We start from the raw sequence: 26,675 nt of genomic DNA on the forward strand, positions 1-26,675 counted from the left end.
CCTCAGCTTTCACATGTGTGGCGGGCCATGAAGCGCTCGCGCAGGACGTCATAACCCCAGTGGTAGACGTAGGTGTACGGCAGGAAGAACAGCAGCACGCCAATGTCGAGCAACAACGCCTGCCACAGGCTGACCGACAGCCACCAGGCAATCAGCGGCACACCCATCACGATCAGCCCACCCTCGAACAGCAACGCATGCACCACCCGCACCCAGGCGTTGTGCGGCAGATTCATCCGCGCCAATGCACGGTCGAAAAACCGGTTGAACACCACGTTCCACGCCAGTGCCAACAGCGCGATCAACACGGTCACCGCACCCATGTCGAGCAGCGGCTTTTGCATGATCCAGGCGAGCAGCGGTGTGCAGATCAGAATCGCGAGAAATTCGAAACCAACCGCCTGGAAAACCCGTTCGGTAATGGACTTGTGGGCAGTCATGGCCTGACTCCTTGTTTGACGATGGTTGCCATGATCCAACCGAATACCGATACTTCATAACCAATAACCATCGATCAAGGCGATAGTTCATGGCTTCGCAGGAAGTGCTGTTGGCATTTGTCCAGGCAGCGACGCAAGGCTCGTTTTCGGCGGCAGCGCGCAAGTTGGGCCGCAGTCAGTCGACCATCAGCGCGGCGGTCGCCAGTCTGGAGATCGATCTGGATCTGCAGCTGTTCGACCGCAGCAGCCGCAAACCAACACTCACTCCCGCCGGCCACGTCATGCTGCAAAAAGCCGAGGCGATTCTGGCCGCCACCAGTCGTCTGGAAATGAGCGCGCGGCAATTAGCGCAGGGCATCGAGCCGAAGCTGACCGTGGCGATTTCCGACACTTATCAGTCGTATCGTTTCGAGGCGGCACTGGTGGGTTTCGAGCAGCGTTATCCGGAGCTTGAGCTGGAATGCCTGATTGCCGAATGCGAAGACCTGATCGAACTGGTCCAGCGTGGCCGGGCGCATCTGGCCTTCGCGGAAATGCAGGACAGCTACCCGCCGGACCTTGTGACCTCGACGGTGGCCGAGCGCACGGAGATTGCCTTGTTCGTCAGCCGCGAGCATCCATTGGCGAAACTGGAGCATGTCGATCAGCAGATCCTCGAGCAACATCGCGAGTTGCGTCTGGCGACCATCGTCAATCCGTATGACAGCCGTGGCAAAGGCCGGGTGTGGTCGGCGCCGAGTTATCTGATGCTGCTGGAAATGGCGGAAAAAGGCTTTGGCTGGGCACCGTTGCCGAGGTGGCTGGTACAGCGCTATGCCAATGACTTGCTGATAGAGCTCGACGTGCGCGGCTGGCCGAAACCGGTGTTTGTCGACGCCTTGTGGTCGCGCTTGTATCCGCCGGGGCCGGCGGGGAGCTGGTTGCTCAGCAAGATGCTCGAATAAGCGGTGCTGCCATTCGCGAGCAGGCTCGCTCCCACACTTGAAATGCGCTCACCTGTGGGAGCGAGCCTGCTCGCGAAAGGGCCAGCCGCACCGACGCAGCTTCCAGATCAACCCAGGTCCCTCAGTCGCCCCTCGATAAACCGCCGCTCCGGCTCCTGCCGCGTCAGCTCCAGCGCCCGCTGATACGCTGCCCGCGCCTGCTCCACTCGGCCCAATTGCCGGCAAAACTCCGCCCGCGCCGAATGCGCCAAGTGGTAATCCTGCAACTCCCCTCGCGCTAAAATCCCTTCAATCAACAACAATCCCGCCAACGCCCCATCCCGCTTGGCCACCGCCACCGACCGGTTCAGCTCGATCACCGGCGACGGCACTGCACGCAGCAACACGTCGTACAGACCGACAATCTGCTGCCAGTCCGTTTCCGCCGCCGACGGCGCTTCCGCATGCACCGCTGCAATCGCCGCTTGCAGGCAATATGGCCCGAAGCGTCGCGTACTCAGGGCGCGCTCGACCAGCGCGCAGCCTTCGGCCATCAACCCGGCATCCCACAACGAGCGATCCTGATCGTCGAGCAATACCAGTTCACCGCTCGGCGAGGTTCGTGCCGGTCGACGTGATTCGTGCAGCAGCATCAGCGCCAGCAGCCCCATGACTTCCGGCTCAGGCAGCAACTCCATCAACAGGCGCCCGAGGCGAATCGCTTCGCGCGTCAGGTCCTCGCGGGTCAGCTCAGTGCCGACCGATGCCGAATAACCCTCGTTGAACACCAGATAAATCACCCGCAACACGCTGTCCAGGCGCTCGGGCAATTCGTTCAGCGTGGGTACTTGATAAGGGATTTTCGCGTCGCGGATCTTGGCTTTGGCGCGCACGATGCGCTGGGCAATCGCCGCCGGCGCCGAGAGAAAAGCACGGGCGATTTCCTCGGTGGTGAGGTCGCAGACTTCGCGCAAGGTCAGCGGCACCTGCGCATCCGCCGCCAGTGCCGGGTGGCAGCAGGTGAAGATCAGCCGCAAGCGATCGTCTTCCACGTCTTCGCCACTCCAGTCAGCCTGTTCCAGCTCATCGAGTTGTGCCAGCAGCAACGGTTGCGACGCCTTGAACCGGGCGCGCCGGCGCAGCACATCGATGGCTTTGAAACGTCCGGTCGAGACCAGCCAGGTGCGCGGGTTGTCCGGCACGCCGTCGCGCTGCCAGCGCTCGACCGCGACGAAGAACGCCTCGTGCAAGGCTTCTTCGGCGAGGTCGAAATCACCGAGCAGGCGGATCAGCGTGGCCAGAATCCGCCGCGAATCCTCGCGGTAGACCTGCTCCACCCGCGCCCTGACGTCAGACATTCAACTGCCGCACCGGACGCACTTCAACGCTGCCGACCCGCGCTGCCGGAATATTGCCGGCGACCTGAATCGCTTCGTTGAGATCCTTGGCATCGATCAGGTAGAAACCGGCCAATTGCTCCTTGGTTTCAGCGAAAGGCCCATCAGTGATCGACAACTTGCCGTTACGCATCCGTACCGTGGTGGCGGTCTCTACCGACTCCAGCGCTTCGGCGGCGATCATCCGCCCGCTACCCTGAATCGACTCGGCGTAGGCCCAGCATTCGGCGTCCTCCGGGCTGTCGGGCGAGGTGTGCAGCAGGCGTTCATCGCTGTAGACCAGGCATAGGTATTTCATGGCGATCTCCTGATTCGAACGGATCAACTATGGCTGAAGATCAGGGGGTTACATCGAACAGCGTCGCGCCGCTCATCGGATCGAACGGTGCCGACCAGTGTTCGTGGGCAATCTTCCACGCCCCGCCGATTTGCCGGTAACAGGCGGTGACACGCATCCAGCAACTCTGGGTTTCGCCTTTGTCATTGGTGCCGCCGCAGTTGGCTACCCAATGGGCGAAAGCGATGTTGTCGGCACTTTCGATGGCGATTTCGTGGAACTCGAAGATGTGCGGGCCGGGGCACATTTCCATGCACTCGACCCAGTGCGCGCGGTACGCCGCTTTGCCTTTGAATTGCAGGGCCTTGATCGCATCGAACGAGACGATGTCGTCGGCGTACAGGGCCATGACTTTCTCGACGTCCTTGGCCATTACCGCTTCGCGATAGGTGTTGATCAGAGTCTGGATCTCGCTTTGTGCGCTCATGGTGTTCTCCGTGGTTTTTGTTGTGAAGACACCCTTAGTCGTTTGCCCAATGCGCGGATCGACAGGGCAAACAAAAAAATTTCGCCGACGACAATCTCGCTAGAATCCGAGGCTCACTCTTTGTAGGAAAAAGGAAATTCCCGTGTCAGCCCAACTCGTGCCTTACGACAGCCTCAGCCCTTTACAGCGTCAGCAAGTCGAGGCCATTGAAATCCACCCCGAGCAGATCAAATTCTCCGGCGACATCCACGGTGCCTTGCACACCCTGCTGTCGAAACCCGGCCCCGGCGTAAAGGGTTTTGCCCTGCTGGCGGACGACGTACCGGTAGCGTTTCTGCTGCTCAAGCGCCCGCCGGTGTTGCCCGACTGGGCCGACGAACACAGCGCCACGTTGCATGCCTTGCAGGTCGATCGCCGTGCACAGGGCATGGGTTATGGCAAGGCCTGCCTGCAAGCGCTGCCCGCTGTCGCCCGTGAAGCGTGGCCGGAAATCAAAGGACTGGAATTGTCGGTGGACGCTGATAACGAGGCGGCGATTGCGCTGTACGCCAAGCATGGCTATGTCGACAGCGGCGAAGCGTACAAGGGCCGGATCGGTTACGAGCGGCGGATGGGGCTGTTCTTCTGAGTATCCCCTGATCGTTCCCACGCTCCGCGTGGGAACGCCTCTTTGTGACGCTCTGCGTCACGCTTTTGGGACGCGGAGCGTCCCCGGCTGCATTACCACGCGGAGCGTGGGAACGATCAGGCAGTTTCGATAGGTGTTGGCTTCAGAGGGTCAGGATCATCTCGTGCCACGCCATGCCGCCGTGGTCGGACTCCGACGGTTTGATGTAAGCAAAGCCAAACCCGGCGTACAACGCAATGTGTTGCTCTTTGCACATCAGATGAATTGTCGCTTTGTCCATCCCACGCATGCGCTCGATGAATTCGCCGAGCAGGCGCTTGGCCAGGCCCTGCCCTTGGTAATCCGGGTGCACCACCACCGACATGATCACCACGTTCGGCCCTTTCGGGTCGTGGCCGATCAGCTCCTTGAAGGCCTCGTCGGACATCTGCACGTCGAACGCCGCGCCGGAATTGATGAAACCGGCGACCACGCCGTCCACCTCGGCGACGATGAAGCCGTCCGGCCAGGTGGCGATGCGCGTGGCGATCTTTTCGCGGGTAGCAGCTTCGTCGCCTTCATAGGCGTCGGTTTCGATGGCGTAGCAGCGGTCAAGGTCGGCGGCGCTGACGTTGCGGATCACGGTGTTCATGGCAACTCGGGAATCTGTGGAAACAAGGCCCGCCAGCATAAAGCAGAACCACCGGGGCGGACATGCTCCGCCTCGATTGTTACACCGCTCAAGCCTTGATCGGCAGCCAGATTTCCAGGGTGCCGGTATTGAGCTTCGGATTGAAATCCTCGCTATAGCGCTCGAATTCCGGGGCATCCGCCGCTTCGTAAGCGGACTGCGGCAGCCAAGTGTTCCAGATGTACTGGAAGGTGTCAGGGAGTTGCGCCAGTGACCCCTTGTGCTCGAACACCGCATATTTCTGCGGCTGGATTTCAACCCAGCGGTACTTTTCCGGCAGGTCGTCGAGCTTATCGATCTGCACTCCGGCGATGTATTCGAAACCGCCCTCGCCGTCCGCGTTGCAGCAAACGCCGTAGGTCACTTCATTGACTTGCGCCGGGATTTTTCCCAAGTGCGGAATCAGTTTTTCCCACAACGCTGGAATGTTTTCGGTGGTTTGCTGAGTGAATCGCCCACCGAAACCGGCAATCAACAGAAATTGCCCGTGTTCGAAGCGCGGCCCAGCCAATTCGACGCGTGGTTGTTCATCCATGACGCGACTCCTCAGAACGCAAAAGTGGGTTCGGCTGGGAGTATAGAAAGCCCGATCCGTTTCGCACGTTTACAGCGCATGCAACTGCTCGACGGCGCCCGAGCCAACAAACTCGTTGTACCCGGAAACGATCACGTAGACCGCGAAATAGCAGAAGATCGCCGCCGATGCCAGATAGGAGTAGCGCAGCAGCTTGTCGCCCAGCAGCTTGCCGCCGTGGCTTGCCGCGAAGCACAGACCGGCCGACCACAGCAGCCCGGCGCAGAGAAAGCCGCCCAAAAACAGCGCCGAACTCAACGGACCACCGCCACCGGATCGAGCGATCAACGTGCCGCCGACCGCAGCAAACCAGAGAATCGCACTCGGCGACGACATCGCGAGAAAGATGCCGCGAAAGAATTCCTTGCGATGGGAGTTCTGCCCCACTTCCGCCGTTTCCGCCAGCAACGCTTCGTGGTGGATCGCCGAATAAATCATCTTCGCCGCGAAGTAGATCAGCAGCGCCGAACCGCCAATCCACAGCACCCAGCGCACGGTTTCGTATTGCAGCAAAACAGTCATGCCGGCCAAGGCCAGCACCGCGTAAATCAGGTCGCCGACGCAGGTGCCCAGGCCCAGGGCGAAGCCCTGAAAGTAGCCGCGCTGCATGGCCAGGGTGATCATCGCGATGTTGGCTACGCCGATATCCAGGCACAGCGAAAGGCTCAGCAAGAAGCCGCTGGTGAATTCCATTGACCGATTTTCCTTGAAAAAAATGTTTACAACCGCGCTGGACAGTATGCCATCACTGCACTTATCTTCCGCCACAGGTCACCGCAGTGACCAGCGTCGCTCGGACGGTTCCGGGCGCTTACGTTATCCGAGGCAACAATGGCCGAACAAGGTTCGCCGCGCCGCTTTGCGCGCATAGATCGACTCCCCCCTTACGTGTTCAACATCACCGCCGAGCTGAAGATGGCCGCTCGCCGCCGTGGTGAAGACATCATCGACCTGAGCATGGGCAATCCCGACGGCGCCACGCCGCCGCACATTGTCGAAAAACTGGTGCAGGTCGCCCAACGTGAAGACACCCACGGTTACTCGACGTCCAAGGGCATTCCGCGCCTGCGCCGGGCGATTTCCAACTGGTACAAGCAGCGCTACGAAGTCGATATCGACCCGGAAAGCGAAGCCATTGTCACCATCGGTTCCAAGGAAGGCCTGGCGCATCTGATGCTGGCGACCCTGGACCAGGGTGACACCGTACTGGTGCCGAACCCGAGCTATCCGATCCACATTTACGGCGCAGTGATTGCCGGCGCTCAGGTGCGTTCGGTGCCGCTGGTGCCGGGCGTGGACTTCTTCGATGAGCTGGAGCGGGCCATTCGCGGCTCGATCCCCAAGCCGAAAATGATGATCCTCGGTTTCCCGTCCAATCCGACCGCGCAGTGCGTGGAGCTGGATTTCTTCGAACGGGTGATCGCGCTCGCCAAGCAGTACGACGTTTTGGTCATCCACGATCTGGCTTACGCCGACATCGTCTACGACGGCTGGAAAGCCCCGTCGATCATGCAGGTGCCAGGGGCCAAGGACATTGCGGTGGAGTTTTTCACCCTGTCCAAGAGCTACAACATGGCCGGCTGGCGCATCGGGTTCATGGTCGGCAACCCGGAACTGGTCAGCGCCCTGGCGCGGATCAAGAGCTACCACGACTACGGCACGTTCACCCCGCTGCAAGTGGCGGCGATTGCCGCGCTGGAAGGCGATCAACAGTGCGTGCGCGACATCGCCGAGCAGTATCGTCAGCGTCGCAACGTGCTGGTCAAAGGCCTGCATGAGCTGGGCTGGATGGTCGAGAATCCGAAAGCGTCGATGTATGTCTGGGCGAAGATTCCCGAGGCGTATGCGCATCTGGGTTCGCTGGAGTTCGCCAAGAAACTGCTGGCCGAGGCCAAGGTCTGCGTTTCGCCGGGCGTGGGTTTTGGTGAGTACGGCGACGACCACGTGCGCTTCGCCCTGATCGAAAACCAGGACCGCATTCGTCAGGCCGTGCGCGGGATTCGCGGGATGTTCCGCGCGGATGGCTTCAATCCGAAATCTCCTGCCTGACACCTGCCCCCTGTGGGAGCGAGCCTGCTCGCGAAAGCGGTGGGTCAGTCAGCATAGATGCAGCTGACACGACGCCTTCGCGAGCAGGCTCGCTCCCACAATGGCTTTCAGTGAACCTCCAGGCACAAAAAAACCGCATCACTGCGGTTTTTTTGTGCCTGCAAACTGCCGCTTAAACGAACAGCGACAACAGCAGGATAAAGCCCAGGCCCACTACCGACAGAATGGTCTCCATCGCGGTCCAGGTCTTGAAGGTTTCGGCCACGGTCATGTTGAAGTACTGCTTGACCAGCCAGAAACCAGCGTCGTTGACGTGGGACAGGATCAGCGAACCGGCGCCGGTGGCCAGCACCAGCAGCTCACGGTTGACGCCCGGAATCATGCCGACAACCGGCACCACAATGCCGGCGCCAGTGATGGTCGCCACGGTCGCCGAACCGGTTGCGATACGGATCACCGCCGCCACCAGCCACGCCAGCAGGATCGGCGAGATCTGCGCGCTGACCGCCATGTGGCCGATCACGTCACCCACGCCACTGGTCACCAGCATCTGCTTGAAGCCACCGCCCGCACCAATGATCAGAATGATCGCGGCGGTTGGCGCCAGGCTTGCGTCGAGCCATTTGAGCATCTGGTTGGAACCGATGCCCTGCTTGTAGCCGAAGGTGTACAGCGACAGCAGCAGCGCCAGCAGCAATGCGGAGATCGGGTGGCCGATCATGTCCATCCAGATGCGGAAGAAGTTGCCGTCCGGCAGTGCCACGTCAGCGAAGGTTTTCAGCAGCATGAGGAACACCGGCAGCAGCACGGTGACCAGGGTGATGCTGAAGCTTGGCAGGTTGGCCGAATCGTTTTCACGGGCCAGTTGATCGACCAGTTCCTGATTCGGGTGACCCGGAATGTGCTTGGCGATGAACGTACCGAAGATCGGACCGGCAATGATGGCGGTCGGCAGCGCGACGATCAGACCGTAAAGAATGGTCTTGCCGATGTCAGCGCCGAACACGCCGATGGCCAGCAGCGGGCCTGGGTGCGGCGGTACCAGACCGTGCACCGCAGAGAGGCCGGCGAGCAGCGGGATACCGATCTTGATGATCGATACGCCAGTGCGACGCGCAACGATGAACACCAGCGGAATCAGCAGCACGAAGCCGATTTCGAAGAACAGCGGGATACCCACCAGGAACGCAGCGAACATCATCGCCCACTGCACCTTGTCCTTGCCGAAGGCGCGGATCAGGGTCTGGGCGATCTGATCGGCGCCGCCGGATTCGGCCATCATTTTGCCGAGCATGGTGCCCAGGGCGAGGATGATGCCGACGAAACCGAGCACGCCACCGAAGCCGTCCTGGAACGCCTTGATGATGGTGTTGATCGGCATGCCGGAAGTCAGGCCGAGGAAGGCGGCGGCGATGGTCAGGGCGATAAAAGGGTGAATCTTGAATTTGGTGATCAGGATAATCAGGCCGATTACCGTGACCACTGCATCGAGCAGCAGGAACGTCTCGTGGGACATGCCAAACATGGGGGGTGTCTCCTGGATTGTTGTTGTTATTAAAGCGGGTTGAACAGAAGTCGGGAGGACAGCGCTGTCTTTTTCAACATGCTCATATCGCCTGTTTCAGGCCGTTGGCCTGCCACCAGACGTGAGCCTGCAGGGCCAGCTCTTCAACGCTGTGAATCGAGGCATTGAGCGGCAGAGTCAGCGGCTCGCCCTTGGGCGATTCAAGCGTGGCGAACTGGCTTTCGATCAACGTCGCCGGCATGAAGTGGCCCGGGCGGTGCGATACGCGCTCGGCGGCGACTTCCGGAGTCAATTCAAGAAACACGAAACCCAGGCCCGGCAAGGCACTGCGCAGACGTTCGCGATAGCTGTGTTTAAGGGCCGAGCAGGTCAATACCGGGCGTTGGCCTTTGGCATCGACGCGACGCAGTTCATCGCACAGGCTGTCAAGCCAGCCGGCGCGGTCTTCGTCGTTCAGGGGGATCCCCGCGCTCATCTTTTCGATGTTCGCGGCCGGATGGAAAGTATCGCCTTCAATGGCAGTGGCGCCGCTCAATTGGCACAGGGCCTGGCTGACGCACGTCTTGCCGCAACCGGCAACGCCCATGATGACCAGGGCGGTGATGGGATGACTCATATAACACCTCAGCGCGCAGACAGCGCTACCTTTGCTAGCTATGACTCTAGTGCACAGGCAGAAGTTGCCGACGCCTTCTTGTCGTTTTTTTGGGTTGCAGCAGGTTTGTTCCTAACGCCAAAGAGCACTGATCAGGCAGGACCGCGCTCACGCATTTGCAGCTGCATCAGGACAGCGCTACCTTAGTGCCTTGATTTTTGTTTGGCAAGCCGCCCGATGACCTCCCCCAAGAACGATAAAAATACCCGCACCACCGGCCGTCCGACCCTCAACGAAGTAGCCCGCCTGGCCGGCGTCAGCCCGATCACTGCCTCGCGTGCCTTGCGCGGGGTGAGCACGGTAGCCACCGAACTGGTGGAAAAAGTGCAGAAAGCCGCGCTTGAACTCAACTACGTGGTCAACCCCGCCGCCCGCGCACTGGCCTCGGCGCAGAGCCATTCGGTGGTGGTGCTGGTGCCGTCACTGTCCAACCTGCTGTTCATCGACACGCTGGAAGCCATTCATCGGGTGCTGACGCCCAAAGGCTTCGAAGTGCTGATCGGCAACTTCCACTATTCGCGCGATGAAGAAGAAAACCTGCTGCGCAATTACATGGCTTATCAGCCGCGCGGGTTTCTGCTGACCGGTTTTGATCGCACGGAAAGTTCGCGGCGGATGATCGAGGCCAGCAACATTCCCTGCGTGTACATGATGGAGCTGGACAGTGCTGCCGGGGTCAATTGCGTAGGCTTTTCGCAGTTGAGCGCGGGTGAAACTGCCGCCGAACATCTCCTGTCCCGTGGGCGTAAACGTCTGGCGTACATCGGCGCGCAGCTGGACCAGCGCACCTTGCTGCGCGGTGAGGGTTTCCGCAAGGCGTTGCAGAAGGCAGGCCGTTACGACCCGGATCTGGAAGTGCTGACACCGCGTGCTTCGTCTGTGGGTCTGGGTGGCGAGTTGTTTTTGCAATTGCTGGCGGCGCATCCGGATGTTGATGCGATTTTCTTCGGCAACGACGACTTGGCCCAGGGTGCGCTCCTGGAAGCGTTGCGTAACGGCATCAAGATTCCCGAACAAGTGGCGATTCTGGGTTTCAACGACTTGCCGATGTCCGAGCACATGGTGCCGCGCCTGAGCAGCATCAACACCCCGCGCGAGGCAATCGGCCGGCGCGCGGCGGAGCAGATGCTCACGTTAATGGCAGGCAACAAAGTGGCGCGCCCGATGGAGGATATGGGGTTTGAGCTGAAGGTGCGCGAGAGTACCTGAAACTCACGCGATCCCCTGTAGGAGCTGCCGAAGGCTGCGATCTTTTGATTTTGCTTTCAAGAACAAGATCAAAAGATCGCAGCCTTCGGCAGCTCCTTGTATGTTCCCCACACACCAGCATGAATGAGATCTAAGCTCGCTGGTGCGACATACGAAGATGTGTTTCTGGGGGAGACCGATCGCTCCTTAAGGCAGGACTTGCTCCTGACCTTGTATGTAGAGAGGTCCCCCCGCCTCATTGCCCACCACGAAGAGTATCGAGAAGCCGACGAGTCGGACTTCGCATTACAAGGTTGCAGTGGCATGAAGTTCGAGGTCAGGGGAACCAGGAAGCATTTTTAACTCAGTTCTCTTGGAGTTGAAAGCATGAACATGCACGTCGGTTTGGATGTGGGATCTCGCACTACAGCGATGGGCTGGCGCAATGGCGGCCGTTTTGCAGGTCAGTGCAATATCGACCAGACACCGGCGGGGCGCAAAGCTGCTGTCGGCAAGTTACTTGAGCTCAAGCCTATATCTGTGGTGATGGAAGCCACCGGAATCTACTACCTGGACTTGGCCATGGAGCTCGCTGCGGCGGGTTTGCCAGTCTCGGTTATCAATCCGAAGAGTTTTCACAACTTTGCAAAGCTGATGCTGAAAAACAGCAAAACGGACGCAATCGATGCCCAGTTATTAGCTGAGTACGGCGAACGCATGAGCCCAAGGTTGTGGACGCCGCCCACTTCAATACAGCTTGAGCTACGCGCTATCGGTCGCCACATCAATCGTTTGACGGGTCATCGCACCCGCGCCAAAAACGAGCTGCATGCACTAAAAGCCACTCAAACAACTCTTCTGATGCTGATTGAAGACGAAGAAGAAGCCATCAACGCCTTTGACAAACGAATCGAGCGTTTCCGACTAGCGGGTCGTGCATTGATCGACAACTGCCCAACGTTGAGCGCCCAGTTCGCCCACATGATCGCCGCCCCTGGCATGGGTGAGATCTCAGTATTTGCGGCGCTGGCTGAACTGACGACCTTACCGGTAACGCTCAAGTCAGCGCAGGTCAGCCGCCATGCCGGACTCGATGTCCGACTCACGCAATCAGGCACCAGCATTGATAAACCCGGCCGGATAAGTAAGGGCGGCAATGCCTATTTGCGATCAGCGATGTACATGCCTGCGCTGACCGCCATACGTTGCGACCCGAACGTTAAAGCGTTTTACGAAGCCTTGGTGGCTCGAGGAAAGAGGAAGATGCAGGCTATCGTCGCAGTCATGCGCAAATACCTGACCGGACTATGGGCCTGCATGCGGGCAGGCGAAGACTTCAGTACAGCCAAGCTTTTTAGCGATAAACACACCCAAAAAGCTTGACCGTGAACAGAGTATCTACAGGGGTTTTGTGTTGGGCTCAATGGCTGAGCAGGTCGACCAAAGCCTGGGCGCCCTTCTGCAAGGGCTGGCTCTTGAGCCACACCGCATGCACCGGCAGCACCAGGCCATTTTCGATGTTGCGAAAATTCAGCCGTTTCAAGCGTCCCGCGTCCAGCCACGGCTGCACCACCGACAGCGGGAAATTACCCCAGCCCAATCCCGCTTCGACCATCTCCATTGCCGTCTCAAGATTGTCCGTACGCCAGTAGGATTCAGCCACCAATGGCCGCGTTTCGCTGATCGGCAAGTCGCGGCTGGCGACGATGATCTGCCGCACCTGCACCAGATCTTCCAGAAACACATCCCGCCCCTGCAACAACGGGCTGTCCGCCGCCAGCGTCGCGATCATGCGTTCGCTGCCGACGAACTGAAACCGCTCCAGCGCATTGACGCTTAACCCGGCAAACGCCAGACACACGCTGACCCGGCCAGTGTGCAACATCGCCAGCACATCATCCTGTGGCGCAGTCAGCACTTCGATATCGAGCAACGGATGCCGCTCGGCAATCACCTTGATCGCTGCCAGCAAGCGGCGCCGATCCATGTCAGCAACCACGCCAATCGACAACCTGCTTTCCAGCCCCAGCGACAGCTCCACCGCGTGCACCTGCAGCTGCTTGAGCTGCTCGGCGATCAGTCGCGCGTGCGGCACCAACGACTGCGCCATCGCCGTGGGTTGCGGCTCGCGATGACTGCGGTCGAACAGCGGGTAACCGAGTTCCGCTTCAAGATTGGCAATGCCCATGCTCACCGCCGACGGCACCTTGCCCAACTGCCGCGCGGCGGCGGAAAACGAGCCGCGCTCGATCACCGCGAGAAATAATTCGATGCTGTCGCTGCTGAAATTCAAATGCCTCACCTATCAATAAAACTGAAAGCTACCAACTTTTTCTGTCAGGTCTATTGAAGCTATCTTTGCTCGCCTTCGCCAGCCCTGCTGGCCAACATTTGGCAAGAAAGAGGCAAATCTGCATGCAAGGCGTGAAACGCAAACTGGTCTACGTGTCGCTCTACGAAGTGATTGGGATGACCTTCTCGGCCCTCGGTCTGGCGTTGCTGTCGGGCACGTCGCCGGGCAGCACCGGGCCGCTGGCGGTGATCATCACCAGCATCGCCGTGACCTGGAATTTCATCTACACCTCGTTGTTCGAGCGCTGGGAAAGTCGCCAGGTCTCGCGCACCCGTACGGTCAAACGGCGCATCGCCCACGCGGTCGGCTTTCAACTGACGCTGATCGTGTTTCTGATTCCGTTGATCGCGTGGTGGATGAACATCAGTCTGGTGCAGGCGTTCCTGCTGGATCTGGCACTGATCATTTTCATCCCGTGCTACACGTTCGTGTTCAACTGGCTGTTTGACCGAATCTTCGGTTTGCCGGCGTCGGCGCTGCCGGATTCTGCCGCTGCGGCATAAATCGCTAATTCGTAAGCAGATATTGCGAGAAATCAGCGGTTTGGGCGTTTAAACCGCTGATAATCACAATCCGCCAACTCCGATAGCAGGCTAAGCTTTTCCATCAATAAAGAATGGATCAGCTTATGACTGCTCACGCTCCCGCCGCCGCGCACAGTGACGGCATCGACCCGGTACGCGCCGCCGAGATTTCCGCCCGCATCGACCGTCTGCCCGCCGTCGCCACCATCTGGCGTCTGGTGGCGCTGCTGTCGATCGGTGGATTTTTCGAACTCTACGATCTGTTCCAGACCGCCTACATCAGTCCCGGGCTGATTCGCGACGGCCTGTTCGCCACTGGCAGTCAGGGGGTGTTCGGCTTCTCCGATCAGGCGGCGTTCGCCTCGGCAACGTTCCTCGGCCTGTTCCTCGGCGCCAGCCTGCTCAGTCCGTTGGCGGATCGTTTCGGTCGCCGGGCAATCTTCACCTTCGCGCTGATCTGGTACACGGCGGCGACAGTGCTGATGGGGATTCAGACCTCAGCGCTGGGCATCATCGGCATGCGTTTTCTGGTCGGCATCGGCTTGGGTATCGAATTGGTGACGATCGATGCCTACCTCTCGGAACTGGTCCCTAAACGCATGCGCAGCTCGGCGTTCGCCTTTGCGTTTTTCGTGCAGTTCCTCTCGGTGCCGGCGGTGGCCTTGATGTCGTGGTGGCTGGTGCCGCAAGCGCCGTTCGGGGTGTCCGGCTGGCGTTGGGTGGTGCTGGCCAGCGCGGTGTTTGCGCTGTTTATCTGGTGGCTGCGCAAGCGTCTGCCGGAATCGCCGCGCTGGCTGGCGCAACACGGTCGCTTCGATGAGGCCAATCGGATCCTCGACCATCTCGAAGCGCGCTGCGCCAAGGATTACGGCAAAGCGCTGGATGCGCCGGAACCGGTGCCGGTCGATGTCGAAGGCAAGGGCCGTTTCGCCGATATCTGGCAGCCGCCCTACCGCCGTCGCGCGTTGATGCTGATCGTTTTTCATATCTTTCAGGCGATCGGTTTCTTCGGTTTCGGCAACTGGTTGCCGGCGCTGCTTTCCGGCCAGGGCGTGAGCGTCACCCACAGTCTGATGTATGCGTTCATCATCACCCTCGCCTACCCGCTCGGGCCGTTGCTGTTCGTGAAGTTCGCCAACCGTTTCGAGAACAAATGGCAAATCGTCGGCTCGGCGCTCGGCGCGATGACCTTCGGCACCCTGTTCGCCCTGCAGACCAGCGCCTTCGGGCTGATTTTCTGCGGGGTGATGATCACCTTCTGCAACGCCTGGCTGAGCTTCAGTTATCACTCCTATCAAAGCGAGCTGTTCCCGACCAACATCCGCGCCCGCGCGGTCGGGTTCTGCTATTCGTTCAGTCGCTTGTCGACGGTGTTCAGCAGTCTGCTGATCGGCATTTTCCTGGATAACTTCGGCACGCCGGGGGTACTGGCGTTCATCGTCAGCAGCATGCTGATCGTGATGCTGACCATCGGCTGGTTCGGCCCGCGTACGCGTAATCTGGCACTGGAAAATATTGCCCATCGTTGACGGCCAACACAGGACTCACCTGTGGGAGCGAGCCTGCTCGCGAAGGCGTCGTGTCAGTGGCTATAGGCTTGACTGACACAACGCTTTCGCGAGCAGGCTCGCTCCCACATTGGTTATTGGTGATGTTGAAACAGCTCAGTTCAATTGCAGGGTTTCATTGAACTGGCTGATCGCATCCACCACATGCCGCGAGCCTTGCTGAATCTCGAGGATCACCTCGCCCGCTTCGTTGGCCAGTTCCACGCCCAACCCGGTTCGGCTCAGACTCGACTGCATGCTCGACACTGCGCTCAGCGACAGGTCGTGGTTCTTGCGCACCACGTCGACAATTTCCAGAGTGGCCTGACTGGTCCGCGCGGCGAGGCTGCGCACCTCATCGGCGACGACGGCAAAACCGCGTCCATGCTCACCGGCACGCGCGGCTTCGATCGCGGCGTTGAGCGCCAGCAAATTGGTCTGATCGGCAATGCCGCGAATGGTCTGGACGATGGTGCCGATGATGTCCGACTGTTTGCTGACCGCATCGATGCTCACCGCCGCTTCGTTCAGATCGCGGGAAATGTCCTGAATGATCTGCACGGTCTGCTGCACCACCTGTGAACCTTTCTGCGCGCAGGCGTCGTTTTGCACCGAGGTACTGTGGGCCGATTCCGCAGCGTTCTGCAGAGTGGTCATTTGCCGAGTGATGTCGCTGGCGAACTTGACCACTTTGTACAAGCGGCCCTTGGCGTCGAACAGCGGGTTATACGAAGCCTCCAGATAAACCATCTGCCCGGACTTGTTCTTGCGCTCGAAACGGTGCGAGTGATATTCGCCGCGATTGAGCGAAGCCCAGAACGCTTTGTATTGCGCGGATTCGGCTTCGGCGCGGTGACAGAACAGGCTGTGGTGCTGGCCGACAATTTCAGGGTGCGCGTACTGCATGGTCTGCAAAAAGTTGTCGTTGGCGCGGATGACATGGCCTTCGGGGGTGAACTCGATCACCGCCATGGAACGGCCGATCGCCGCCAGCATGGCTTCTTCTTCATGTTCTTTGTTGATGCGTGCGGTGATGTCCGCCGCAACCTTGATGACACTTCTGACCTGTTTGTCGGGACCGAATACCGGCATGTAACTGGCTTCAAGCCAGATTTCCCGGCCACTCTTGTTCAGACGCAGGAAAGTACCGCTGAGCGGTTCACCACGGGCCAGGTCGCGCCACAACTTCGCGTAGTCCTCGCTGCGATAAAAGCTTTCTTCGCAAAAGATCCGATGGTGTTTGCCGCGCACTTCATCGGCGCTGTAGCCCATGGTCTTGCAGAAGTTCTCGTTGGCGTCGAGAACGATGCCGTCCGGAGTGAACTCGATCATCGCCATCGAGCGGCTGATCGCTTCGATTTTCGCGTTGGCTTCAGTCAGCGCACAGCTGAAGCGCTCGATTTCCCGCAGGTCAGCCTTGTGATGTAGGTTGAACATGGTTGTATCACCTTCCGCGCGTTCTTTTGATTTGATGAAAGTTCAGGTCTTGCAAGATCCATCACTACGTTCCACAGAACAGGCACACGCCTTCCCCCACGGGAGGAAGTTGTCAGGTGATAAATGATGATCAATCGGATGCGCCGTGCAGCGACGCTCTGATCAAGACATCCTTTTCTTGATAGCCCGCATGCGGGCCAGCCCTAACGTGAAGAACTTCCATGTTGGTGACGCTCCTTGTTGGTTCAGTGTCGGTGCCTCTATTTGCGCACTCTGGCAGCATGAATCACGGACCAACCCTGTACCGCCGGCCTGGTGGCATGACGGTCGACATGGTTAGTTACCTGCAAAGCATAGCCATCCCGACGCCGGGCGCAAGGCCACTAGTCGGCCAGTATCTGGCACTTTTTGCACAAGAAACGGTTCAGCGCAGGGAAACAGTGCGGTGAAAACGGACGTTTTCGCCAGCGAGGCGGGAGCCCGTGAACCGGGCTTCCGCATGGTTTGATCAATGGCCGAAAATATCGACCTTCTTGGCTTTCTTCTCCGCGCGTTTTTCAATCGCGGTCTTGGCCGGCTTCTTCTTCGCGGCTTTCTTTGAATCCATACCTTTGGACATGATCGGTACTCCACTCACAGGGGTGTGAGTTCAGGTATACACCTATCCCGAAGCGTGCGTTCTTTTATAATCGGCGCTTTTCGCAGCGACAGCCCGAACCATGTCCGATATCCACTACAGCCAGCTCGACGAATCGTTGTGGCCGCTGATGAACAAGTTCTACCGCAGCCACCAATCCTCGATGAAAGCCGTGCGTGAGGCGCAGTTGTGGGTGGCAAGGCGCGGCGAGATCGTTGCGGCGCTGTGTCTGCGGCCGGTATCCGGTGGGCACTGGCTGACGGGGTTGTTTGTCGATCCGCAGTGTCGGGAACAAGGTGTCGCTGCGCAGTTGATTGCAGCGGCGGTTGCCCAGGTGGACGAGCCGGTGTGGCTGTTTTGCCATCCGGATTTGCGCGGGTTTTATGAGCGAAGCGGGTTCAGCTTCGATCCGCCGCTGCCGCAGGCGATGGCCGAGCGGTTGAGCCGGTACGCGCGGAGCAAGCCGATGATTGCGATGGGACTCAATCCCGCAGATTTACGCTGAAACCCTGTGGGAGCGAGCCTGCTCGCGAATGCGGTGTGTCAGCGCCGAATTTGGTTCTGATACTCCGCGTTCGCGAGCAGGCTCGCTCCCACAGGGGTTGATGGTGTTCTGACAATCAGTCGTCAGCGTTGGGATCAAGATCCGGAAACAGCACTTCGGTAAAGCCGAACTTGCTGAAATCGGTAATCCGCGACGGATACAGCCGGCCGATCAGGTGATCGCATTCATGCTGCACCACCCGTGCATGAAACCCCGAGGCCACTCGCACAATCGGCTCGCCCTTCGGATCAAAGCCTTCGTAGCGAATCTGCTGATAACGCTCCACCGCGCCGCGCAGGCCCGGCACCGACAGACAACCTTCGAAGCCCTCTTCCATCAACGGATTCAACGGCGTGATCAGCGGGTTGATCAGGATCGTCTGCGGCACTGCTTCAGCATCCGGGTAACGCTCGCTGTGTTCGAAGCCGAAGATCACCAGTTGCAGGTCGACGCCGATCTGCGGCGCCGCGAGGCCAACGCCGCCGACGCTTTCCATGGTCTGGAACATGTCATCGATCAGTTGCCAGAGCTCGGCGCTGTTGAACATTTCCGGTGGTACCGGCGCGGCGATGCGCAGCAGGCGCTCGTCACCCATTTTCAGAATTTCACGAATCATGGTCGCGCTTCATCAGTGTCCGGCTTGAGCGAATGATCGCGGCCCAGGCCCGAGACGTGTTGTTTGGGGGATTCGTCAGGCTCGCCAGGGGCTTTTTCGCCCTTTTCCTTGCCTTCGGCGGACATGTGCTCGATCACTGCATTCATCTCCGCGCCGAGCAACAGGACTGCGGAGGAAATGTAGAAATACAGCAAGAGCACGATGATCGCCCCGATGCTGCCATACATCGCGTTGTAGTTGGCGAAGGTTTTCACGTAGAAGGCAAACCCCAACGAGGCGAGGATCCACACCACCACGGCCAGCACCGAACCCGGGGTGATGAAACGGAATTCCTGTTTGACGTCGGGCATCACGTAATAGATCAGCGCCACCGCGACCATCATCAGAATCACGATCACCGGCCAGCGGGCGATCGTCCACACCGTGACGATGAAGTATTCCAGTCCCACTTGTGCGGCAATCCAGCCCATCACCTGTGGCCCGAGCACCATCAGCGCAGCGGCGATCAGGAGCATGCCGGCGATGCCGACGGTGTAGACGATCGACAACGGGAAGCGCTTCCAGATCGGCCGGCCTTCGACCACGTCATAGGCGGCATTCATTGCGCTCATCATCAGGCGCACGCCGGCGGACGCGGTGTACAGCGCAATAACGATACCGATGGACAGCAGGCCACCCTTGGATTGCTGCAACTGGTCGATCACCGGGTTGACCTGCTCCAGTGCCTGCGGTGGCAGCACCAGTTCAGATTGCAGACGCAGCCAGGAAAAGAAGTCCGGCAAGTGCAGGAAACCGATAAGGGCAATCAGGAAAAGAATGAACGGAAACAGCGAGAACAGCATCTGGTAAGCCAATGCCGAGGCATAGGTCGACATTTCGTCATCGACGAACTCAGTGACCGTGCGCACCATCACCCGGTGCAGGGGCAGACCTTTCATGTCCGGAAATATCATTCGCGTCTCCTTGCGCCGCAAAAGGTTGAAGTCGTGGCGACTCAGGGGCCGTTTTTTACCTCAAGGTAGCCTACTTGGCGATCCTTTGGCGGATGACCGCAGGGTTCTGATACAAAAACGGCCATCCTTGGATGGCCGCTCGTGTGATTCGTTCAAGGCTCGCTTACGCCTTGTCGACGCCTTTTTTCACCGCGTCCTTGGCGTTGCCAACCGCTTGCTGGGCTTCGCCTTTTTTCTCTTGAACCTTGCCTTCGGCGCGCAGCTTGTCGTTGTCAGTGACCTTGCCGACGCCTTGCTTGACGTTACCGACGGCTTCGTTGGCCATGCCTTTTACTTTATCGCCTGTGCTACTCATGGTGTTTCTCCGTGATGCATATAGGGAAGAAAAGTCATTACGTAACGATTGACCGGTGCGCTTTGCGCCGAGTTTCATTTATTTTGCCGGCATTTCGTCGTGGCGCGCAGGTTGCGCTTTATGTTTGCCGGCGTTGCCCCGAGAATGCTCAGCCTACGGGCGCTGAGCCCGGCACACCGATTCGCAGGAATGTCATGAAGCTCAATAAAACCCAGGCCATCGCCCGTCGCAACCAGGAACTGGGCGGCGCCGTGCTCGGCACCAACAACTGCCACTTCGCCGAACTGAACCGCAACCGCAATATCTGGTGGTTCGACCTGCCGGTATCGCGTCTGGCCATCGGTCAGTACGAGTGGATTCACTTGCTGCTGCACACCCCGGCCACCGATGAGTTGCTGCACCTGAAAGTGCCCACGGTGTTCCTGCGCGAAAAGCTCGAAGGCCTGGTGATTCGCAACGAAGGCAAGCGCAAGGCGGCGCTGAGCCTGGAATTGAGTGCGGACAAGGATTCTTATCTGCAGGACATGCGACCGGCGGGGACCAACGTGAATTTTGCGCCGTTTCGTCAGTAGGATTTGTGGCGTCAGCCCTTCCCCTCACCCTAGCCCTCTCCCAGAGGGAGAGGGGACCGACCGGGTTGTTCTTACGGAATACGCCGACCTGAAATATCGAGCCGAACTCAGGTTCTGAAAAGTTTGAAGATCGGCTCCCTTCCCCCTCGCCCCCTTGGGGGAGAGGGTTGGGGTGAGGGGGTAGGATTTACCAGACGCTGCAAATCACCAATCTTTCCCAACAAAAAGCCCCGCATCTGCGGGGCTTTTTATTTACGCGGCAGACTTGGCCTTGATCTTCTTCAGCTCTTCATCCCGCAACTCGCGGCGCAGGATCTTGCCGACGTTGGTGGTCGGCAGCGCATCGCGGAATTCCACCGAGCGCGGCACTTTGTAGCCGGTAACGTTGGCGCGCATGTGGTCCATGACCTGCTCTTTGGTCAGGGTCACGCCCGGTTTGGCGACGATGAAAATCTTGATCGCCTCACCCGATTTCTCGTCCGGCACACCGATCGCCGCGCACTGCAACACGCCCGGCAAAGTCGCCAGCACATCTTCCAGTTCGTTCGGATAGACGTTGAAGCCAGACACCAGAATCATGTCTTTCTTGCGATCGACGATGCGCATGTAGCCGTCCGGCTGGATCAGCGCGATGTCACCGGTTTTCAGCCAGCCGTCGCTGTCGAGCATTTCATCGGTGGCTTCCTGACGCTGCCAGTAGCCCTTCATCACTTGCGGGCCTTTGACGCACAGCTCGCCGATTTCGCCCAGCGGCTGCTCGACACCGGCATCGTCGATGACTTTGCACAGGGTCGACGGCACCGGAATGCCGATGGTGCCGATCTGGATGTGCTGAATCGGGTTGACCGTGGCCACCGGGCTGGTTTCGGTCATGCCGTAGCCTTCGCAGATGGCGCAACCGGTCACGGCTTTCCAGCGCTCGGCCGCCGCCAGTTGCAGGGCCATGCCGCCGGACAGGGTAACTTTCAGCGCGGAGAAATCCAGTTTGCGGAAACCTTCGTTGTTGCACAGCGCCACGAACAGCGTGTTCAGACCGACGAAACCGCTGAACTTCCACTTCGACAGTTCCTTGACCATCGCCGGCAGGTCGCGCGGGTTGCTGATCAGGATGTTGTGGTTGCCGATCAGCATCATCGCCATGCAATGAAAGGTGAACGCATAGATGTGATACAGCGGCAGCGGCGTGATCAGGATCTCGCAGCCTTCGTTGAGGTTGGAGCCCATCAGCGCCTTGCATTGCAGCATGTTGGCGACCAGGTTGCGGTGCGTGAGCATCGCGCCCTTGGCCACGCCGGTGGTGCCGCCGGTGTATTGCAGCACCGCGACATCGCCGCTGTCCGGGTTGGCTTCGGCCACTGGCTGGCCGTGGCCCTTGCTCAGAACGTCGTTGAACTTGATGGCTTTGGGCAAGTGATAGGCCGGGACCATTTTCTTCACGTACTTGATGACGCTGTTGATCAGCAGGCGCTTGATCGGCGGCAGCAAGTCGGCGACTTCGGTGACGATGACGTGCTTGACGCCGGTCTTCGGCACCACGGCTTCGGCCAGGTGCGCCATGTTCGCCAGGCACACCAGGGCCTTGGCGCCGGAGTCGTTGAATTGGTGTTCCATTTCCCGCGCGGTGTACAGCGGGTTGGTGTTGACCACGATCAGCCCGGCGCGAATGGCACCGAAGACCGCGACCGGGTACTGCAGGACGTTGGGCAGTTGCACGGCGATTCGATCACCGGGCTGCAAGTCGGTATGCTGTTGCAGATACGCGGCAAAGGCCCCGGACAGCTCGTACAGCTCACCGTAGGTGATTGTCTTGCCGAGGTTGCTGAAAGCCGGTTTGTTGGCGAAGCGTTGGCAGGATTGCTTCAACACTGCCTGAATGTTCGGATACTCGTCTGGATTGATCTCGGCTGCGATTCCAGCCGGGTACTTATCCTTCCAAAAGTCTTCGATCATGGAAGCCCACTCCTCAGCAACGCGAATTCTTCACCGCATTTGATGCGATTATTATTGGTGTGTGTTTTGTATTGGTGAATCCGGCGTTTTACAGGCCGAGAAGTCACAAAGCGCGCCGAGAGTAGCAGCTTTGCCAAGGGTCGACCAGAGCCAAAAGAGGCCCCTACAGTCATATTGATGACTCAAGACTTGCCAGCGGTCATTTTAGAGCAAAAATCCTATTACCCTGTGAAAGCCCCGTAGTCATGGGGTGTAAAAGCAAAGATCGCAGCCTTCGGCAGCTCCTGCATTTGGAATGCGTTTCCTGTAGGAGCTGCCGAAGGCTGCGATCTTTTCGCTCGTAACCTTTATGCGATATCCCGCAACTCGCGCCGCAGAATTTTCCCTACAGGCGTCATCGGCAACGACTCACGCAGCACGATGTGCTTCGGCACCTTGTAGGCCGTGAAATTCTCTTTGCAGTAAGCCTTCAGCTCTTCCAGGCTGACCCCGCTCTCCCGCGCTACCACAAACAGCTTCACCGCCTCTCCCGAACGCTCGTCCGGCACGCCGATCACCGCGCAGTTAGCGACTTTCGGGTGGGCCATGACCACGTCTTCGATTTCGTTGGGATAAACGTTGAAGCCGGAGACGATGATCATGTCCTTCTTGCGATCGACGATGCGCACAAAACCGTCCGGGTCGATCACGGCGATATCACCGGACTTGAACCAGCCTTCGGCATCGAGCACTTCGGCGGTGGCTTCGGGTTTGTTCCAGTAGCCCTTCATGATCTGCGGGCCTTTGATGCACAGCTCGCCGCGTTCGCCCAGTGGCTGTTCGACGCCGTCATCGTTGATGATCTTCACCAGCGTGCCCGGCACCGGCAGGCCTACAGTGCCCAGGCGCGACTGATCGCCGTAAGGATTGGTGCACGCCACTGGCGAGGTCTCGGTCAGGCCGTAGCCTTCGGTGATACGGCAACCGGTCATCTGCTCCCAGCGCTCGGCGGTGGCCTTGACCAGCGCGGTGCCGCCGGAGTTGGTCAGCTTCAGGCTGGAGAAATCCAGGGTCTTGAAGTCAGGGTGATCCATCAGCGCGACGAACAAGGTGTTCAAACCCAGTAGCGCCGAGAAGCGCCAGTTCTTCAGTTCCTTGATGAAGCCGGCGATGTCACGCGGATTGGAGATCAACACGTTGTGGTTGCCCGAGACCATCATGCACATGCAATTCGCGGTGAAGGCATAGATGTGGTACAGCGGCAGCGGCGCGATCATCACCTCCTGGCCTTCGCGCAACAGCGGCTGACCATCCGGGCCGAGCTGAGCCAGACAGGCGCGCACCTGCTGCATGTTCGCCACCAGATTGCCGTGGGTGAGCATCGCGCCCTTGGCCAGGCCGGTAGTGCCGCCGGTGTATTGCAGCACGGCGATGTCATCGAGGCCGACGTTCAGCGGCTTGATGCCCAGACCACGCCCCATGCGCAGCGCGCTTTTGAACGAGGTCGCTTGCGGCAGCGAATACTCGGGAACCAGTTTCTTCACTTTGCTGACCACGGTGTTGACCAGCCAGCCTTTGGCGGTGGGCATCAGGTCGCCCATCTTCGCTTCGATCAAATATTGGATGTCGGTGTCGGGCAGCACTTCCTGGACTTTCTGCCCGAACAGATTCAGGTAGACCAGCGCGCGTGCGCCGGAATCCTTGAACTGGTGGCGCATCTCGCGCGGCGTATAGAGCGGGTTGGTGTTGACCACGATCAGCCCGGCGCGCAGCGCGCCGAACACGGCAATCGGATAATGCAGGACGTTGGGCATCTGCACCGCAATGCGATCCCCCGGCACCAGATCGGTATGGGCCTGCAGGTAACCGGCGAACGCCGCACTCTGGCGTTCGAGTTCGGCGTAGGTCAGGGTGATGCCCATGCTGCTGAACGCCGGGCGGTCAGCGAACTTCTTGCAGGAACGCTCAAACACTTCGATGACCGACTTGAACTCGCCCATGTCGATGTCCAGCGGTACGCCGGCCGGGCGTTTGTCATTCCAGAAATCAGGTTGCATTGTTCTTGTCCTCTTTACCTGAGCCGATCCGGGAGCCGCTTTCTGTCGTTTCTGCTTCGTCCATGGAAGGCGAAAAGCACAAAGCGGAGCTTCACGGACACTAGCAGCTATGGCCATTGAGGCAAATATGACGCAAGCCCTCATTGATCCCGTGAATCTTCCTGCCGTGGCGTGAGCTGATCAGACGCGCTATACACTGTGGCGATGCTGAGCAAAGGAATCGCCATGACCCACGACACCTTCTGGCTGGACGCGAGTGACCGCAGCCGCCTGTACGTCAACCGCTGGCTACCGGCCACGCCATTGAAAGCGGTGATTCTGCTGGCCCATGGTATGGCCGAACACAGCGCTCGCTACGCGCGGCTCGCCGACACGTTTTGCGACAAAGACTATGGCGTGTACGCCCCGGATCTGCGCGGCCATGGTCGCACCGCCGACAACGGCACCCTTGGCCATTTCGCCGATGACGACGGCTGGTGCAAGGTCGTTGGCGATCTGGCCAGCCTCAACCAGCACATCGGCCAGCAACATCCCGGCGTGCCGATCATCCTCCTCGGCCACAGCATGGGCAGCTACATCGCCCAAGGCTATTTGTTGCACCACAGCGCCAGTCTGCACGGGGCGATTCTCAGCGGCTCGAATTTCCAGCCGGTGGCCCTCTATCGCATCGCGCGGCAAATAGCCCGGCTGGAAAAACTGCGCCAGGGCGGCAAGGGCCGCAGTGCGTTGATCGAGTGGCTGTCGTTCGGCTCGTTCAACAATAAATTCAAACCGGTGCGCACCCGTTTCGACTGGCTGAGCCGCGATCCGGCCGAGGTCGACAAATACGCCGCCGACCCGTTATGCGGCTTTCGCTGCACCAATCAGCTGTGGGTCGACCTGCTCGGCGGCTTGCAGCAAATCAGCAAAGCGTCCAATCTCGCGCAGATCGATCCGGGCCTGCCGCTGCTGGTGATTGGCGGCGAATGTGATCCGGTGAGCGAGGGCAAGCGTCTGACAGATCTGGCCAATGCCTTGCGCAGGGCCGGCAGCCAGCACCTGCAACTGAAGATCTACCCGCAGGCCCGGCACGAATTGTTCAATGAAAGTAATCGCGACGAAGTGACCACCGATGTGCTCGCCTGGATCGACCAAGCCCTGAGCCACCGGCGCCCGCAGCGCAGCGAATAATTTTTTGTGGATTGACTGAAATCCGTCACAGGAATCGAAACCGATGACCCAGGTTACCAACATCCCTTACGAAGCCCTCGAAGTCGGCCAGACCGCCAGCTACAGCAAGACTGTCGAAGAGCGCGACATTCAGCTGTTCGCCGCGATGTCAGGCGACCACAACCCGGTGCATCTGGACGCCGAGTTTGCCGCCGCCAGCATGTTCAAGGAACGCATCGCCCACGGCATGTTCAGCGGTGCGCTGATCAGCGCCGCCGTTGCATGCGAATTGCCTGGGCCGGGCACCATTTATATCGGTCAGCAGATGAGCTTTCAGAAGCCGGTGAAGATCGGCGACACGCTGACAGTGCGCCTGGAGATTCTGGAGAAACTGCCGAAATTCCGCGTGCGCATTGCCACTCGCGTGTTCAATCAGCGTGATGAATTGGTAGTGGATGGTGAAGCGGAGATTCTCGCGCCACGTAAACAGCAGACGGTGACGTTGCCGACATTGCCGGCGATCAGTATCGGTTGATCGAAAAGATCGCAGCCTGCGGCAGCTCCTACTTTGGAATTCATTCCCCTGTAGGAGCTGCCGCAGGCTGCGATCTTTGCTTTCCAGACGCGCACAAAAAACGCCAGACAAGCTGGCGTTTTTTTTCAGCCGACTAACTCTTACGAGTTCGCACGAGCCTGATTACGCAGGGCTTTCACCTGGTCGTGGTTGCGCTGTACGCCGTGGTACTGACGCTCAACCAGGTCACGAATACCCACCAGATTGTGCTTGGTGATTTTTTCCAGCGCTTCTTTGTAAGCCTTCAGGGCATGGTCTTCACCGCGCTCGGCTTCGTTCAGCACAGCCTCTTCGTCTTTGCCGGTGAACATGGCTTTCACGTCGACCCAGCGACGGTGCAGGTCACCGCTCACGCTGGTGGAAGTTTCCGGATCGCCGCCCAGCGAACGAACGGCCGCTTGCAGCTCAGCTGCGGCAGCGGCGCAATCAGCGGAGCGAGTCACGAACAGGGTTTTCAGTTCTGGGTGCTTGATGTCTTCAGCGCAAGTCTTGAACCCTTCCTGACCGTCCTTGCAGGTTTCAATCAGGTCGTTGAGTACAGAAATGGCTTCTTTATTCATGTCGGTCATTTTTCAATTCCTTGCGATGGGTTGAAGATGCAAGGGATATTGCAGT

At 59.2% G+C, this 26,675-nt stretch carries 28 protein-coding genes and 1 pseudogene; 11 read left to right on the top strand and 18 right to left on the bottom strand.

From position 1 onward, the window contains the following. Positions 1-2 precede the first annotated feature (2 nt). Positions 3-440, bottom strand: coding sequence for a multidrug/biocide efflux PACE transporter (locus AB9L16_RS19330; RefSeq protein WP_256808965.1), 438 nt, complete (start codon positions 438-440; stop codon positions 3-5). Positions 441-529: 89 nt separating this feature from the next. Here AB9L16_RS19330 and AB9L16_RS19335 point away from each other — a divergent pair, with 89 nt between their 5' ends. Then, positions 530-1,384, top strand: a complete 855-nt coding sequence (locus AB9L16_RS19335) for a LysR family transcriptional regulator (RefSeq protein WP_256808966.1) — start codon at positions 530-532, stop codon at positions 1,382-1,384. Positions 1,385-1,491: 107 nt separating this feature from the next. Here the strand turns inward: AB9L16_RS19335 and AB9L16_RS19340 are convergent, their stop codons facing one another. Genes AB9L16_RS19340 through AB9L16_RS19350 form a run of 3 tightly spaced genes read right to left on the bottom strand, consistent with a single transcriptional unit; the run spans position 1,492 to position 3,524 of the window. Further along, complete coding sequence (locus tag AB9L16_RS19340; RefSeq protein ID WP_252868134.1) at positions 1,492-2,721, bottom strand: RNA polymerase sigma factor; 1,230 nt, start codon at positions 2,719-2,721, stop codon at positions 1,492-1,494. After that, entirely contained in the window at positions 2,714-3,058 is a 345-nt protein-coding gene (locus AB9L16_RS19345; RefSeq protein WP_024014039.1) for a YciI family protein, read from the bottom strand. Before AB9L16_RS19345 ends, AB9L16_RS19340 begins: the two co-directional genes overlap by 8 nt. A gap of 40 nt (positions 3,059-3,098) precedes the next feature. Continuing rightward, positions 3,099-3,524 carry a nuclear transport factor 2 family protein gene (locus AB9L16_RS19350; protein WP_236168344.1) on the bottom strand — a complete coding sequence of 142 codons (426 nt, stop codon included), beginning with the start codon at positions 3,522-3,524 and terminating at the stop codon, positions 3,099-3,101. 142 nt (positions 3,525-3,666) lie between these two features. Between AB9L16_RS19350 and AB9L16_RS19355 the strand changes: the two genes are divergently transcribed. Then, positions 3,667-4,152 (top strand): N-acetyltransferase, encoded by a 486-nt coding sequence (locus AB9L16_RS19355; RefSeq protein WP_056788001.1) that lies wholly within the window; start codon positions 3,667-3,669, stop codon positions 4,150-4,152. 142 nt (positions 4,153-4,294) lie between these two features. Here the strand turns inward: AB9L16_RS19355 and AB9L16_RS19360 are convergent, their stop codons facing one another. The 3 genes from AB9L16_RS19360 to AB9L16_RS19370 all read right to left on the bottom strand — a co-directional run bounded on the left by AB9L16_RS19360 (position 4,295) and on the right by AB9L16_RS19370 (position 6,089). Further along, positions 4,295-4,783 carry a GNAT family N-acetyltransferase gene (locus tag AB9L16_RS19360; RefSeq protein ID WP_041479202.1) on the bottom strand — a complete coding sequence of 163 codons (489 nt, stop codon included), beginning with the start codon at positions 4,781-4,783 and terminating at the stop codon, positions 4,295-4,297. Positions 4,784-4,871: 88 nt separating this feature from the next. Then, positions 4,872-5,357 carry a GyrI-like domain-containing protein gene (locus AB9L16_RS19365; RefSeq protein ID WP_150741965.1) on the bottom strand — a complete coding sequence of 162 codons (486 nt, stop codon included), beginning with the start codon at positions 5,355-5,357 and terminating at the stop codon, positions 4,872-4,874. Between the two features lie 69 nt (positions 5,358-5,426). After that, positions 5,427-6,089, bottom strand: a complete 663-nt coding sequence (locus tag AB9L16_RS19370) for a LysE family translocator (protein ID WP_041479200.1) — start codon at positions 6,087-6,089, stop codon at positions 5,427-5,429. A gap of 138 nt (positions 6,090-6,227) precedes the next feature. On the opposite strand from AB9L16_RS19370, the gene alaC reads away from it, so the two are divergent. Further along, positions 6,228-7,445: an alanine transaminase gene (gene alaC / locus AB9L16_RS19375; RefSeq protein WP_056787993.1), complete on the top strand. Its 1,218-nt coding sequence runs from the start codon at positions 6,228-6,230 to the stop codon at positions 7,443-7,445. A 172-nt stretch (positions 7,446-7,617) separates the two neighbouring features. Here the strand turns inward: alaC and AB9L16_RS19380 are convergent, their stop codons facing one another. Further along, complete coding sequence (locus tag AB9L16_RS19380; protein ID WP_016773551.1) at positions 7,618-8,970, bottom strand: GntP family permease; 1,353 nt, start codon at positions 8,968-8,970, stop codon at positions 7,618-7,620. A gap of 82 nt (positions 8,971-9,052) precedes the next feature. Next, complete coding sequence (locus tag AB9L16_RS19385) at positions 9,053-9,586, bottom strand: gluconokinase (RefSeq protein ID WP_151553227.1); 534 nt, start codon at positions 9,584-9,586, stop codon at positions 9,053-9,055. 216 nt (positions 9,587-9,802) lie between these two features. Between AB9L16_RS19385 and AB9L16_RS19390 the strand changes: the two genes are divergently transcribed. Next, positions 9,803-10,834 carry a LacI family DNA-binding transcriptional regulator gene (locus AB9L16_RS19390; RefSeq protein WP_056787988.1) on the top strand — a complete coding sequence of 344 codons (1,032 nt, stop codon included), beginning with the start codon at positions 9,803-9,805 and terminating at the stop codon, positions 10,832-10,834. Positions 10,835-11,200: 366 nt separating this feature from the next. Then, the gene (locus AB9L16_RS19395; RefSeq protein ID WP_150638880.1) at positions 11,201-12,196 is read left to right on the top strand and encodes an IS110 family transposase; all 996 of its coding nucleotides are present in this window, start codon (positions 11,201-11,203) and stop codon (positions 12,194-12,196) included. 37 nt (positions 12,197-12,233) lie between these two features. On the opposite strand, the gene AB9L16_RS19400 is transcribed toward AB9L16_RS19395, so the two are convergent. Then, the gene (locus AB9L16_RS19400) at positions 12,234-13,106 is read right to left on the bottom strand and encodes a LysR family transcriptional regulator (RefSeq protein ID WP_150637513.1); all 873 of its coding nucleotides are present in this window, start codon (positions 13,104-13,106) and stop codon (positions 12,234-12,236) included. 122 nt (positions 13,107-13,228) lie between these two features. Here AB9L16_RS19400 and AB9L16_RS19405 point away from each other — a divergent pair, with 122 nt between their 5' ends. After that, the gene (locus AB9L16_RS19405) at positions 13,229-13,669 is read left to right on the top strand and encodes a PACE efflux transporter (protein WP_252878756.1); all 441 of its coding nucleotides are present in this window, start codon (positions 13,229-13,231) and stop codon (positions 13,667-13,669) included. Positions 13,670-13,794: 125 nt separating this feature from the next. Beyond that, entirely contained in the window at positions 13,795-15,219 is a 1,425-nt protein-coding gene (locus AB9L16_RS19410) for an MFS transporter (RefSeq protein ID WP_375122567.1), read from the top strand. A 135-nt stretch (positions 15,220-15,354) separates the two neighbouring features. Here AB9L16_RS19410 and AB9L16_RS19415 read toward each other — a convergent pair whose 3' ends face one another. Together AB9L16_RS19415 and AB9L16_RS19420 are read right to left on the bottom strand one after the other, a co-directional pair. Continuing rightward, positions 15,355-15,894, bottom strand: coding sequence for a methyl-accepting chemotaxis protein (locus tag AB9L16_RS19415; RefSeq protein WP_223259141.1), 540 nt, complete (start codon positions 15,892-15,894; stop codon positions 15,355-15,357). Between the two features lie 6 nt (positions 15,895-15,900). Continuing rightward, positions 15,901-16,674, bottom strand: a pseudogene (locus tag AB9L16_RS19420) (PAS domain-containing protein); the annotation flags it as partial. 719 nt (positions 16,675-17,393) lie between these two features. Here AB9L16_RS19420 and AB9L16_RS19425 point away from each other — a divergent pair. Then, positions 17,394-17,816: a GNAT family N-acetyltransferase gene (locus tag AB9L16_RS19425; protein ID WP_375122568.1), complete on the top strand. Its 423-nt coding sequence runs from the start codon at positions 17,394-17,396 to the stop codon at positions 17,814-17,816. Between the two features lie 115 nt (positions 17,817-17,931). On the opposite strand, the gene def is transcribed toward AB9L16_RS19425, so the two are convergent. The 3 genes from def to AB9L16_RS19440 all read right to left on the bottom strand — a co-directional run bounded on the left by def (position 17,932) and on the right by AB9L16_RS19440 (position 19,779). Continuing rightward, positions 17,932-18,471, bottom strand: coding sequence for a peptide deformylase (gene def / locus AB9L16_RS19430; protein ID WP_076563914.1), 540 nt, complete (start codon positions 18,469-18,471; stop codon positions 17,932-17,934). Then, positions 18,468-19,424, bottom strand: a complete 957-nt coding sequence (locus AB9L16_RS19435; protein WP_041479188.1) for a YihY/virulence factor BrkB family protein — start codon at positions 19,422-19,424, stop codon at positions 18,468-18,470. Before AB9L16_RS19435 ends, def begins: the two co-directional genes overlap by 4 nt. A gap of 163 nt (positions 19,425-19,587) precedes the next feature. Then, complete coding sequence (locus AB9L16_RS19440; protein ID WP_041479186.1) at positions 19,588-19,779, bottom strand: CsbD family protein; 192 nt, start codon at positions 19,777-19,779, stop codon at positions 19,588-19,590. A gap of 194 nt (positions 19,780-19,973) precedes the next feature. Here AB9L16_RS19440 and AB9L16_RS19445 point away from each other — a divergent pair, with 194 nt between their 5' ends. Beyond that, a complete protein-coding gene (locus AB9L16_RS19445; protein ID WP_016775519.1) occupies positions 19,974-20,351 on the top strand; it encodes a hypothetical protein in 378 nt (125 codons plus the stop codon). Between the two features lie 252 nt (positions 20,352-20,603). Here the strand turns inward: AB9L16_RS19445 and fadD1 are convergent, their stop codons facing one another. After that, a complete protein-coding gene (gene fadD1, locus AB9L16_RS19450) occupies positions 20,604-22,301 on the bottom strand; it encodes a long-chain-fatty-acid--CoA ligase FadD1 (RefSeq protein ID WP_024014053.1) in 1,698 nt (565 codons plus the stop codon). Between the two features lie 347 nt (positions 22,302-22,648). Beyond that, positions 22,649-24,337, bottom strand: a complete 1,689-nt coding sequence (fadD2, locus tag AB9L16_RS19455; protein ID WP_024014054.1) for a long-chain-fatty-acid--CoA ligase FadD2 — start codon at positions 24,335-24,337, stop codon at positions 22,649-22,651. Positions 24,338-24,562: 225 nt separating this feature from the next. Between fadD2 and AB9L16_RS19460 the strand changes: the two genes are divergently transcribed. Beyond that, positions 24,563-25,507: an alpha/beta hydrolase gene (locus AB9L16_RS19460; RefSeq protein ID WP_095181493.1), complete on the top strand. Its 945-nt coding sequence runs from the start codon at positions 24,563-24,565 to the stop codon at positions 25,505-25,507. A gap of 43 nt (positions 25,508-25,550) precedes the next feature. Further along, positions 25,551-26,021, top strand: coding sequence for a MaoC family dehydratase (locus tag AB9L16_RS19465; protein WP_003227420.1), 471 nt, complete (start codon positions 25,551-25,553; stop codon positions 26,019-26,021). A gap of 140 nt (positions 26,022-26,161) precedes the next feature. On the opposite strand, the gene AB9L16_RS19470 is transcribed toward AB9L16_RS19465, so the two are convergent. Further along, a complete protein-coding gene (locus tag AB9L16_RS19470) occupies positions 26,162-26,629 on the bottom strand; it encodes a PA2169 family four-helix-bundle protein (RefSeq protein WP_375122569.1) in 468 nt (155 codons plus the stop codon). Positions 26,630-26,675 lie beyond the last annotated feature (46 nt).

The organism is Pseudomonas sp. LW8 (assembly GCF_041956865.1).
Taxonomy (GTDB): domain Bacteria; phylum Pseudomonadota; class Gammaproteobacteria; order Pseudomonadales; family Pseudomonadaceae; genus Aquipseudomonas; species Aquipseudomonas siliginis.